The sequence below is a fragment of the Brachybacterium sp. B718/18 genome, from assembly GCF_055454375.1.
The window spans coordinates 283,581-294,729 of record NZ_JBVDDO010000004.1; the positions used below are offsets into that span (position 1 = coordinate 283,581).

At 74.2% G+C, this 11,149-nt stretch carries 9 protein-coding genes; 5 read left to right on the forward strand and 4 right to left on the reverse strand.

Annotation, left to right across the window (positions count from 1 at the left end; translation table 11 throughout):
• Positions 1-85 precede the first annotated feature (85 nt).
• From ACZCAH_RS09130 to ACZCAH_RS09145, 4 genes are all read right to left on the reverse strand, one after another.
• The gene (locus ACZCAH_RS09130) at positions 86-937 is read right to left on the reverse strand and encodes an SMP-30/gluconolactonase/LRE family protein (protein WP_464340769.1); all 852 of its coding nucleotides are present in this window, start codon (positions 935-937) and stop codon (positions 86-88) included.
• 167 nt (positions 938-1,104) lie between these two features.
• Positions 1,105-1,881 (reverse strand): hypothetical protein, encoded by a 777-nt coding sequence (locus ACZCAH_RS09135; RefSeq protein WP_464340770.1) that lies wholly within the window; start codon positions 1,879-1,881, stop codon positions 1,105-1,107.
• Positions 1,882-1,905: 24 nt separating this feature from the next.
• Positions 1,906-2,427 (reverse strand): glycogen debranching N-terminal domain-containing protein, encoded by a 522-nt coding sequence (locus tag ACZCAH_RS09140; protein ID WP_464340771.1) that lies wholly within the window; start codon positions 2,425-2,427, stop codon positions 1,906-1,908.
• A gap of 59 nt (positions 2,428-2,486) precedes the next feature.
• On the reverse strand, positions 2,487-4,013 hold the full coding sequence (locus ACZCAH_RS09145; protein ID WP_464340772.1) for an FGGY-family carbohydrate kinase: 1,527 nt from the start codon (positions 4,011-4,013) through the stop codon (positions 2,487-2,489).
• 253 nt (positions 4,014-4,266) lie between these two features.
• Here ACZCAH_RS09145 and ACZCAH_RS09150 point away from each other — a divergent pair, with 253 nt between their 5' ends.
• The 5 genes from ACZCAH_RS09150 to ACZCAH_RS09170 all read left to right on the forward strand — a co-directional run bounded on the left by ACZCAH_RS09150 (position 4,267) and on the right by ACZCAH_RS09170 (position 10,950).
• Positions 4,267-5,199 carry a sugar-binding transcriptional regulator gene (locus ACZCAH_RS09150; RefSeq protein ID WP_464340773.1) on the forward strand — a complete coding sequence of 311 codons (933 nt, stop codon included), beginning with the start codon at positions 4,267-4,269 and terminating at the stop codon, positions 5,197-5,199.
• 420 nt (positions 5,200-5,619) lie between these two features.
• Positions 5,620-6,687: a zinc-binding dehydrogenase gene (locus ACZCAH_RS09155; RefSeq protein WP_464340785.1), complete on the forward strand. Its 1,068-nt coding sequence runs from the start codon at positions 5,620-5,622 to the stop codon at positions 6,685-6,687.
• 161 nt (positions 6,688-6,848) lie between these two features.
• Positions 6,849-8,204, forward strand: coding sequence for an RbtT/DalT/CsbX family MFS transporter (locus ACZCAH_RS09160; protein WP_464340774.1), 1,356 nt, complete (start codon positions 6,849-6,851; stop codon positions 8,202-8,204).
• Between the two features lie 42 nt (positions 8,205-8,246).
• Positions 8,247-9,044, forward strand: coding sequence for a glucose 1-dehydrogenase (locus tag ACZCAH_RS09165; RefSeq protein ID WP_464340775.1), 798 nt, complete (start codon positions 8,247-8,249; stop codon positions 9,042-9,044).
• 118 nt (positions 9,045-9,162) lie between these two features.
• Positions 9,163-10,950 carry a dihydroxyacetone kinase family protein gene (locus ACZCAH_RS09170; RefSeq protein ID WP_464340776.1) on the forward strand — a complete coding sequence of 596 codons (1,788 nt, stop codon included), beginning with the start codon at positions 9,163-9,165 and terminating at the stop codon, positions 10,948-10,950.
• Positions 10,951-11,149 lie beyond the last annotated feature (199 nt).

Consider the following 11,149-nt stretch of genomic DNA (forward strand, 5'->3'; position numbering starts at 1 on the left):
AAGCACAGCGGGCAAAACCGTCTGTCGGGAGGTGGGGCAGGTGGGGGAGGCGGGGCAGGTGGGGAGGCGGCCCGGCGGTCGTCCCTCAGCCGCCGAAGATGGTCTCCGACGCGCCGCCCCGGACGCCCGGGGCGGCGGTGAACAGCGAGCCCGCCTGCGGGTCGTCGTCGGCCGACAGCCCCTCGCGGCTCGTCGTGATGAACAGTGTCGAGCGGTCAGCGCCGCCGAAGGTGCAGGCCGTCACCTGGCGCGCCCCGACCTCGATCCGCTCGGCCACGGCACCGGTTGTGTCGAGGCCCAGCACCTGCGAGCCGCCGAACATGGCGACCCACACGTTGCCCTCGGCGTCGAGGGTGAGGCCGTCGGGGTGGCCCTCCTGGATCACGAGGTCGGCGAACGGACGGCGCTCCACGAGCCCGGCCTCGTCGTCCCAGTCGAAGACGTCCACGCGTCCGCTCGGGGTGTCGACGAAGTAGGCGCGCGCGCCGTCCTCGGTGAAGGCGAGGCCGTTCGAGATGGTGAGCCCCCCGAAGAGGCGGGTGGTGGTGCCGTCGGGGAGCAGCCGCCACATCGCCGCGGCGCCGCGCGCCTGGTCGTAGCCCATCGAGCCGCACAGGAAGGAGCCGTCCGGGGCGACCGCTCCCTCGTTCATCCGCACGGGCCCCTCCCACAGCGGGGGCAGGGCGGTCACGGTGCCGTCGGCGTCCTCGAGGCCGAAGCCCTTCTCGAGCGCGAGCACCGCGCCGCCGCCCTCCGCCGGGCGCACGCAGGCGACGACCCGGCTGGGGGTGGGCCGACGGTGGACGGCGCCGTCGGCGTCGAGGTGCATCACGTCGCCGGCCAGCATGTCCACCCAGCGCAGGCCGCCCCAGGCATCTGACCAGTAGGGGCCCTCGGCGTGATAGCAGATCGAGTCGGTGAGGCGGTCGGCGTGCATGGCGGCTCCTTCGCGCGGGGACGGGCGGGGTCCACGGTACGGGGCCGACGGGGGACGCGGGGGTGACGCCCGCCGCCGCGCCGCGGCCCGTCCCACCGCCTCGCCGCGGCCCGTGCCCCCGCCGCGCCGCGGCCCGTCCCACCCCCTCGCCGTCCCCGTCCGGGCCATCACCATCGCCCCGCCACCATCTGTGGCGCGCGGTGACGGGACGCGGGTGATGCGAGCTGCAGATATACGCAGCTCGCATCACCGGCGTCCCGCCCCTGCATCGGCGACGCCCCGTCGCCGCGACGAGGGACGGCGCGACACGGGCCGACGCCCCCGCCCTCCGCGCTGAGCACTCCGCCGTCGGCCCCCGCTCCGCCGTCGGCCCTCACCCCGCCGTCGGCCCCTGCCCCACCGGCGGCGCCCTTCGTCCCGCCGTCGGCCCGCTCGAACATCTCGGCCGCGCGCACCTCGTGGAGGATCTTGCCGGGCTGCTCGGCGGTCCCGGGGTCGACGCGGCTGCCCTGCGCGGCGGCGAGAGTGCGCAGCGTGCCGGCGGCGACAGAGGTGTCCACCGGCAGCAGCAGCGAGGCGACGATCAGCGAGTCCCGGCCGAACAGGGTGAAGAACCAGGGGGCGCCTGCGGCGAGGAAGGTGTGGGCCGGCTCGTCGGGGCGCTGCAGGCGCAGCGCGTCGAGGTCCGCGAGCGAGCGGCGCAAGAGCCGGGCGACGGCGCGCCGCTCGGGGTCCTCCGCGGCGGAGGTCCCGGCGCGCTCCGCGGCGGCCGACGCGGTCCACGGCGCGGTCGCGGCCACGAAGGGCACCGACGGGTCGACGAGGTCGAGCCGCCAGGTGGCCTCGGCGCTGCCCCGCGGCGGGACCTCGAGGTCGATCTCCCAGCTGACCTGCGGGCCGTGCACCCGCAGGATCGCGGCCGCGTCGGCGTCGAGGGTGAGCACCGCCCGGCCCTCGGGCCCGACGGGTCACACGGCGGCGCCGTCCTCGAGGCGGGCGTCCGGGCGCAGGTCGGCGCCGCCCACGAGCATCCGCGGATCCTTCACGGCGGACATGCTCGCGCCGTCGGTCAGCAGCCCGAGTCGCAGCCGCAGCCGCCGCGGACGGTCGTCGTCGGAGCGGAGGCGGAGAGTCTCGGCGATGCCGGAGGCGTCCGCGGAGCGGTGGCGCTCGAGGGTGAGGGTGTTGTCGAGCGGAACCTCGGCGGGAGAGACGATCTGGCGCAGCACCACCGCGCGCGCCGAGATCACCTGGGCGCCGATCGTGGTCAGGGCCGCCGCCGCGGGCTGCACGCGCAGGTCGGAGACCACGCGGGTGTCGCCGACGTAGATCCCCTCCGCGCCGTCGCCGGTCATCTCGCCATCGGGCCGCGACCAGGCCTGCAGCGGGGCGTGGAAGACGCCGACGAGGTCGTGGACGAACGGCTGGTGGGTCGGCGTCGGACGGTCCGGGTCGAGACGCAGGGCGGTCGACAGCCTGTCGTCGGTCATCGTGGTCTCCGTTCGAGGGGCGAACCGGTCGAGGCAGGGCGGCTGGAAGTCCGGTCGAGTCACCGGTCGCTCGCCGGGTGCGGCGCCTCGGCCGCTCCCGCGCCGCTCTGAAGGCGCGCGAGGGCGTGGGCGACCGGACGAGTCGCCGGGTAGAGGTCACGGAACTGCCCGTACAGCTCGTCGTAGAGCGGGCCGAGCGCCGGGTCGGGGTCGAGGCGGGCGACCGTCGGGTTCCAGCCCGAGGTGTCCAGGCCGAGCAGGCCCTCGGCGGCGAGCCGGGCCGAGCCGTAGGAGGCGCCGACGGTGTCGCGCGGGATCCGCTGCGGCAGACCGGTCACGTCGCTGACGATCTGCGGCCAGAGTCGGCCCTGGGCCCCGCCGCCCGCCACGGTCATCCCCCGCACGGGGACCCCGGCCGCGGCGAGTTCCTCGAGGTGGTGGCGCACCCCGAAGGCCGCCGCCTCGAGCGCCGCCCGGTACAGGTCACCGCGGGTGTGGGACAGGGTCAGCCCGGCGAGGATCCCGCGGGCCGACGGATCGTGCATGGGGGAGCGCTCCCCGGCGAAGTACGGGAGCATCAGCAGGCCGCGCGCCCCGGGGCCGCTCTCCCGCGCCTCGGCAAGGAGGGTCGGGACGTCGGCGCCGCCGGTGAGCTCGCGCAGCCAGCCGGTGATCGCGCCCGACGACGCCATCCCGCCGCACAGGGTGTGGGTGCCGGCGGCGAGCCCGGCGGTGGGCCACAGCGTGCGGCTCGGCCGCGGCTCCCTCGTCACCGCGACGAGGAAGGTCGTGGTCCCGTACATGAGCATCACGTCGCCCGGGGCGGTCGCGCCGACGCTGTACGCCTCCGACCAGGCGTCGAGGGTGCCGCTGATGACGGGCGTGCCTGCCGTGATGCCCGGCAGCTGTGCGGCGACCTCGGGGAGCACGCTGCCCGCCCGCTCGCCCGCCCACCGCAGGTGCGGCAGCTCGATCCCGGGGGCGATGCGGTCCGCCCAGGGGCGATGCCAGTCCTCGGCCGACGGGTCGTACAGCGGCGCGGCCAGGCTCGCGCTGACCCGGTCCATGACGTACTCGCCGGTGAGGCGGAAGGTCAGGTGCGAGCTGGGCATGAACAGCCGCGCCGCCCGGGCGTAGGACTCCGGCTCGTGCTCGGCGACCCAGGCGATCTTCGGTCCCGCGGCCTGGCTCGAGAGCACACAGCCGGCGCGGCGCAGGATCTCTTCCTCGCCGAGCTCGGCGGTGATCCGTCGGATCTGCGCTTCCGCCCGCGTATCGACCCCGTAGAGGATCGCGGGCCGCACGGGCGTGCCGTCGGCCGCGGCGAGCAGCACGCACGGCCCCATGCCGGAGACGCCGATCGCCTCGATGCACACGTCCCCCGGAGCGGTCAGCTCGCCGATCAGCGCCACGGCGTCCTCCCACCAGACGTCGGCCGAGAGCTCGACGTGGCCGGGGGCCGGGCGCTGGACCGCGTGGTCGCGGGCGGCGCTGCGCAGCACCTGCCCGTCAGGGCCGACGAGCACCGCCTTGCTGCTGGACGTACCGATGTCGAGCCCGAGCATCGCGCCGTCGCGATCCGCCATCGACCAGCCCTTCCCTCCGTCGTCCCGTCCCGGGGCGGCGGGCCGTCCGTCCCGCTCCGTCGCGCCCTCATCCTGCCAGGCGCGGGGGAGGAGCGCCGAGCGGACCGACCGCGGGCTCCGAGCTGACCGCCCGGGGGCATCGGGCGGACCGCCGGGGCCGCCGAGCAGGGGCCGCCTGCTCGATCGAGTGCGGGCATGGCATCCTGTCGAGGTCCGACGGGGGCGCCCGTCGAGCGACCGGAGAGGGGCGGACGTGCTCGAGACCCACATGGACCTGCAACTGCTGCATCGGGCGGCGTCGGCGTACTACCTCGACGACCTGCGGCAGGCGGAGGTCGCCGAGAAGCTCGGGGTCTCCCGGCCAACGGTCTCCAAGCTGCTCACCGAGGCACGCCGCATCGGCATGGTCCGCTTCGAGGTGCTCGACATCGCCGGGCCCGACCTCGCCGACCTCGAGACGCGGCTGCGTGAGCATCTGGGGGTCGAGCGCGTGCGGATCGCACCCGGCGACCAGGTGCAGCGGGAGTTCCGCGGCATCGGCGACCTGCTCGCGGAGGAGCTGGTGCGCCTCGACCTGACCCCTGGCGAGGTTCTGCTGGTGTCCTCGGGCAAGACCACCCACGCGGTTGCCCGGATGCGCGGCCTGCCCGCCCTGCCGGGAGTGCTGGTCACGCCGACCATCGGCGGTCAGCAGGAGCGGAACCCGGCCTTCCAGACCAACGAGATCGTGCGGGAGTTCGCCTCGGGCACCCGGGCGGAGCCCCGTTTCATCTTCGCCCCGGCGCTGCCGAGCCCGAGCCTGTGGCGGGAGCTGCAGGCCGATCCCAGCTTCGTCGAGATCACCGACCTGTGGGCGCGGGCCCGCATCGTGATCACCGGCATCGGCGCCCCCTACCTGCGGCGGGAGTCGCTCACCTCGGTCGTGCCGCGGGAGGACCCGGGGCTGCGGAGCGCGGTGGGGGACGTGTGCCTGTACTTCTTCGACGTCGACGGAGAGCAGGTGCCGTACCCGGGCTCGGACCGCCTGGTGCGGCCCTCGCTCGAGGTGCTGCGCGGGATCCCCGAGCGGCTGGCGCTCGCGGCCGGCCGGGAGAAGGCCCCGTCGATTGTGGCTGGGGCGCGCACCGGGCTGTTCTCGACGCTGATCACCGACGTGCCCACCGCCGACGCAATCCTCGCCGACTGAGGTCGACAGCGGCGACCCGGGCCGCCGATCCCGACGGCCCCCTCCCCGGCTCGTGACCCGACAGTGTCGCCTGGCGAGCCAGATGGGGCCCGTTTCTGGCTCGTGAGCCGACAGTGTCGACCCGGGCGGCTTCTCTCCGTGCCGACGGGCCGGGCGGCGGCGCTCCAGGCCGACAGGCGACGGCCCGGCGGCGCACATCCGCCCGGGGAACATTTGTGCTTGACAAATGTTCTGCGCGTTCCGTACGGTCGACCCCGACGCGCCGCGGACCCGTCGGCCGTCGCTCGACCGAGGCAGGCGGCGCAGCCGCCGGAACGTATCGAAGGAGATGTGTCGCCGATGAGCGAGACCGTGAAGGCCGAGGACCCGCAGGCCGAGAGCCCGCAGCCCGAGGACACGAAGGCCGGGATCGCGACGACCATGCAGGCCGTCGTCATGCACGCCCCCGAGGACTACCGCCTCGAGGAGCGCCCGGTCCCCACCCCCGCCGCCGATGAGCTGCTGATCCGCGTCGAGGCCGTCGGCGTCTGCGCGAGCGACCTCAAGGCCTACGCCGGCGCCGCCAAGTTCTGGGGCGACGAGAATCGCGACCGCTGGGTCGAGCCCGGCATCATCCCCGGTCACGAGATCACCGGAACGATCGTCGAGGGCTCCGAGGAGGCGCTCGCCCACCACGGCGTCTCCGTCGGCGACCGCATCGTCGTCGAGCAGATCGTCCCCTGCGGCGAGTGCATGTACTGCCGGCGCGGCTGGTACTGGATGTGCGCGCCGCACGACATGTTCGGCTTCAAGCACTACCACGGCGGCATGGCCGAGTTCATGATCGTCCCCCAGCTCGCGCGGGCCCACCGGATCTCGGCGGACATCGCGCCGCAGCACGCCGCCTACGCGGAACCGCTGTCCTGCTCGCTGCACGCCGTCGAGCGCGCCGAGATCCAGTTCGACGACGTGGTCGTCATCGCGGGCGCCGGCCCCATCGGCCTCGGCGCGATCATCGGCGCGAGCCACAAGAGCCCCAAGCTCGTCATCGCCCTCGACTTCGACGACGACAAGCTGGCCCTCGCGAAGAAGTGCGGCGCCGACCTCACCCTGAACCCCTCGAAGGGCGACATCTACGAGGAGATCCGGGCCCTGACCGGCGGTTACGGCGCCGACGTCTACATCGAGTGCACGGGCCACCCGAGCGCCGTGGGGCAGGGCCTGAACCTGCTGCGCAAGCTCGGCCGCTTCGTCGAGTACTCCGTGTTCAAGGAGAACGTCTCCGTGGACTGGTCGATCATCTCCGACGACAAGGAGCTCGACGTGCGCGGCGCCCACCTCGGTCCGCACACCTGGCCCGCCGCCATCAAGATCATCGAGTCCGGCGTGCTGCCCCTCGACGAGATCTGCACCCACCAGTTCGGCCTCGCCGACGTCCAGCAGGCCCTCGACAAGGTCGCGGACTCCGCCGGCTCCTCGGTGAAGGTCTCCATCCTCCCCGGTCGCTGAGCCGCGACGAGCGGACTGCGACCCGCCGACCCCCGTCGGCCCCCGATCGTCCCGGCCCCCGTCGGCCGCGATCCGCGGTCCGCACAACCGGGACGGGCGACGCACCACCGCGCGCCGTCGCCCGTCCCGCGCCTCTCCCCCTCGCACACAGGAGTGCACCCATGAGCGCCGCCCCGTCCACCGCCCACGCCGGAGCCGCCGTCCCCGCGGCCGGCTCCGCCCAGGAGACCGTCCTCGACCGTCTCGGCATCCCCCACGCCCTCCGCTGGGGCTTCCTCGGCGTGCTGGTCTTCATGACCGGCAACGGCGTCGAGACCAACTTCGTCTCCCCGCACATGGCGAACGTCTTCGGCGGCGGCGACGCGATGATCAACCTCGCCGCCACCGTCATCACCTGCTACTCGCTCGCCGCGCTGATCGGCTCCTACCTCGCCGGAGCCCTCTCGGACCTGTGGGGTCCGCGGCGGGTGATGCTGCTCGGCGTCGTCGTGTGGGTCGTCTTCCAGGCCGCCTTCGTCGGCGCCCTCGCGACCGAGTCGGTGCCGCTGATCTTCGGCGCCTACGCGCTGCGGGGCTTCGGCTTCCCGCTGTTCGCCTTCGCCTTCCTGGTGTGGATCAACGCCGTGGTGCCGAAGGAGCGCAACGGCGCCGCCGTCGGCTGGTTCTACGTGATGTTCACCGGCGGCATGCCGACGATCGGCTCGCTCGTCGCGATCGGCCTGATCCCCGCCTTCGGCGGCGGCCTGTTCGGCGAGCGCTGGGCCATGATCGCCTCGACCGCGATCGTCGTGGCCGGCTACCTCATCGCCCGCTTGGGGGTGCGCGAGGAGCACGGAGACCGTCGCCTGGCCCCGGCCGGCGAGTCCGCCCAGCAGGTCATCCTCTCCGGGGTGCGCCTCGCCGCGACCAACAGGCGCGTGCTCATGGGCTTCCTGACCCGCCTGATCAACACCGCCCCGCAGTTCGGCATGTTCATCATCCTGCCCACCGTGATCGCCGAGACCCTCGGCTGGGGGCAGAGCCGCTGGCTGCTCATGACCTCGGTGATCTTCGCGGGCAACATCCTGTTCAACGCCGCCTTCGGCGCCCTCGGCGACCGCATCGGCTGGACCACCACGGTGCGCTGGTTCGGGATCGTCGGCTCCGCCATCGGCCTGCTGCTGTGGTGGTATGTGCCGCACTGGGTGCCGGCCGGCTCCGACTGGGGCTTCGCCGTCGCCGTCACCGCGGGCACCGTCTTCGGCATCCTGCTGGCCGGCTTCGTGCCGCTCGGCGCGATCATGCCCGCGCTCGCCCCCGACCACAAGGGCGCCGCGATGGCGATGTACACGACCGCCGCGGGCGGCGCGACCTTCCTCGGCTCGGCCGTCGTCGCGATCGTCCGTCCCTGGGGCGGCGACGTGGGCGTGGTCTGGGCGTTCGTCGCCCTGTACGCGCTGGCCTTCCTCATGACCTTCGCCCTGAAGGTCGAGCAGCCCCGCGTCGGCAAGAAGGACATCCCCGCCGCCGAGGCATGATCCCCGTCGTCCCCCCGACCGATCCACCCGAAGGAGTCCGACATGACCACCTTCACCTCCCCCACCACCCCCACCCTGTTTGACCTCACCGGTCGCACCGCCCTCGTCACCGGCGGCGCCAAGGGCCTCGGCCTCGCCATGGCGCGCGGCCTCGCCCAGCACGGCGCCCCGATCGTGCTCGCCGACATCGACGACGCCACCGGCGAGCAGGCCGCGCAGGACCTCGCCGGCGAGACCGGTGTGAGCGTCACCTACCGCCACCTCGACGTCACCGACCAGGCCATGGTCGAGGAGGTCGTCGCCGCGCTCGACGCCGAGGTGGGCGGGATCGAGATCCTGCTCAACAATGCGGGGCGCACCATCCACCACCCGCTCGAGGACGGGGACGGCGAGAAGTGGCGCGCCGTGATGACCCTCAACCTCGACGGCGTCTACCACGTGCTCTCCGTCGTGGGCCGACGCATGCTCGAGCGCGGACGCGGCAGCATCATCAACACCGGCTCCATGAGCGGCATCATCGCCAACGTCCCCCAGACCCAGGCCTCATACAACGCGTCCAAGGCCGCGGTCCACAACCTCACCCGGTCCGCCGCGCTCGAGTGGGCCTCCCGCGGCGTGCGCGTGAACGCGATCGCACCCGGCTACATGCGCACCGAGCTGACCCGTGGCTTCTACGAGGAGGGCGGCGAGCAGATCGACATCTGGAACATGATGACCCCGATGTCCCGCCCCGGCGAGCCCGAGGAGCTCGCGGGCGCCGCGGTCTACCTCGCCTCCGACGCGTCGAGCTTCGTGACCGGCTCGATCCTGTCGATCGACGGCGGGTACACCGCCGCCTGAGCCCCCGGTCGGCCGACGGGGTCCGCCCCGTCGGCCGGCCTGCGTCGGGCGGCGCCGGTCGCCGTGCCCGCCCGACGGGTCCTGCCCCGCCCCCGACCCCGCCGATCCGGAGACCTCGATGACCTACCTGTTCGATGACCCCCAGACCTTTCCCGCCGACGCCGTCGAGGGCCTCGTCGCCGCCCACCCCGAGGAGCTCGCGCGCGTGCACGGCGGCGTGGTGCGCAGGAGGCGGACGCCCGCCGGGCAGCCCGCGCTCGTCGTCGGCGGTGGCTCCGGCCACTACCCGGCCTTCGCCGGCTGGGTCGGGCCCGGCTTCGCCCACGGCGCGCCTTGCGGGAACATCTTCTCCTCGCCGTCCTCCGACCAGGTCTACTCGGTTGCGAGGAACGCCGAGAACGGCGGCGGCGTGATCCTCGGCTTCGGCCACTACGCCGGGGACGTGCTCCACTTCGGCGTCGCCGCGTCGATGCTGCGCGCCGAGGGCATCGACGTGCGGATCGTCGCCGTGAGCGATGACGTCGCCTCGGGACGTGAGGGCGAGCACCGCGACCGCCGCGGCATCGCCGGTGACCTGCCCGTCTTCAAGGTCGCCGGGGCCGCGATCCAGGCCGGCGCCGACCTCGACGAGGCCGAGCGCCTCGCCTGGAAGGCCAACGACGCGACCCGCTCCCTCGGCGTCGCCTTCGACGGCTGCACCCTCCCCGGCGCCGACGACGCGCTCTTCCACGTCCCCGAGGGACGGATGGCGATCGGCCTGGGCATCCACGGCGAGCCAGGCATCGACGAGCGGGACATGCCGAGCGCGAAGGAGCTCGCGAGGATCCTGGTCGACGGGGTGCTCGCGGAGACCCCGGAGCTCGACTCGCCGCGCGTCGCCGCGGTGCTGAACGGTCTGGGCACCGTGAAGTACGAGGAGATGTTCGTGGTGTGGAAGCACGTCGCGGCGCTGCTCGGGGAGGCGGGTCTGACGATCGTGCGCCCCGAGGTCGGCGAGCACGTCACCAGCCTCGACATGGCCGGGCTGTCTCTGACCGTGATGCGCCTGGACGAGGAGCTCGAGCAGCATTGGCTCGCCGCCGCCGACGCTCCCGCGTTCCGACGCGGCGGCACCGTCGAGGGTGATCTCGGCGAGGAGCGCGGTGAGCTCTACATGCCCGGGGAGGACCCGATCCCCGAGGCGTCCGCCGAGTCCCGGGAGTCCGCGGCGCGGATCGCCGGGATCCTCGCCGACATCGAGGCGCTGCTCGTCGAGCTCGAGCCCGAGCTCGGCCGGATGGACCAGGTCGCCGGCGACGGCGACCACGGCCAGGGCATGGTGCTCGGCGCGCAGGCCGCGCGGGCGGCGGCCGATCGGGTCGTCGCGGCCGACGGCGGTGCGCGCACGGTGCTGGTCCAGGCCGGCGCCGCGTGGTCGGCCGAGGCCGGCGGCACCTCCGGCGCGCTCTGGGGCGCGGCGCTGACCAGCCTCGGCTCTGCTCTCGCCGACGACGCCGCCGTCACCGGGGCGCAGCTGCTCGGCGGGCTCGTCCAGGCCGTCGAGGCCATCGAGCGGCTCGGCGGCGCGACCCCCGGCGACAAGACCATGGTCGACGCGGCGGCGCCCTTCCGCGAGGCGATCTCCCTCGCGCTCGCCGGGGGTGCCGACGGTGGAGCGCGGGACGGTGCCGGTGGTGGTGCCGGGGAGGGCGCCGGTAGTGGCGCCGGTGGTGGTGCCGCCTCCGCCGCGCGCACGGTCGCGACCGCCGCCGCCCGCGCCGTCGAGGGAGCCGAGGCCACCGCCGACATCGCCGCGACCAAGGGCCGCGCCCGCAACCATGGCGACAAGTCCGTAGGCACCTCGGACCCCGGCGCGGTCTCCTTCTCGAAGATCGTCACGCTGCTGGGGGAGAAGCTCGGCGGGTGAGGAGGATGGGGGCTTGGGCGGCGTCGACCGGGGTCGGCCGGCCCGTCTGGCCCCGCCCCACTGCGCACCCGCCTCGTCCCGCCGCCTGTCCTCGTCCTGCTGGCCGCCCCCGAGCCGCCCTCCCTCGCCCCGCCCGCCTTCCTACCGCCCAACCTCGTCCTGCCGAGCGCTGTGGCCTGTTTCTGAACCACTTTCGGCC